1 protein-coding gene is annotated in these 525 nt (G+C 46.9%); it reads left to right on the top strand.

What is annotated here, in order from left to right:
* A partial coding sequence (locus tag AB4653_RS16710; protein ID WP_372104779.1) for a sigma 54-interacting transcriptional regulator occupies positions 1-525 on the top strand: 525 nt, incomplete at both ends.

Genomic DNA, 525 nt, shown 5'->3' with positions numbered 1-525 from the left:
TATTCTTAGATGAAATTGAGTCCATGCCGATGCAGGCACAAATTCGCCTGTTGCGCGTCTTACAAGAGCGCGTTATTGAAAGGGTTGGCTCAAACGGTTTAGTGCCTCTCGATATTCGAGTAATCGCTGCAACCAAAGTCGACCTAAAGAAGGCGGCTGAAGAAGGCGTTTTCCGCCAAGACCTCTATTATCGACTCAACGTTGTGACCCTAGATTTACCGCCGTTAAGAAGCCGTCAAGAAGACATCCCTGCACTCTTCCACCACTTCTTACTGGTCGCTGCTGCACGTTATGGCAAGACAGCACCAGCACTTCCCCAAAAGGAGCTGCACGCGCTTTTAGCCCATGATTGGCCGGGAAATGTACGAGAATTGCGTAATACAGCTGAGCGGTTTGTACTTTTAGGTAAGCTTTCTCACTTATCAGACAACACCAATCAAGTCACTCAAGAACTGTCTTTGGCAGAACTGGTGTCTGAATTTGAGAAAAACACGTTAAAACAAGCGCTTATTGAGTGTAATGGCA

The organism is Vibrio sp. 10N.222.48.A3, assembly GCF_041475345.1.
GTDB lineage: Bacteria > Pseudomonadota > Gammaproteobacteria > Enterobacterales > Vibrionaceae > Vibrio > Vibrio tasmaniensis_A.
Note: the sequence above shows the minus strand (reverse complement) of the source record. Positions and strands in the feature narration are given on the sequence as shown.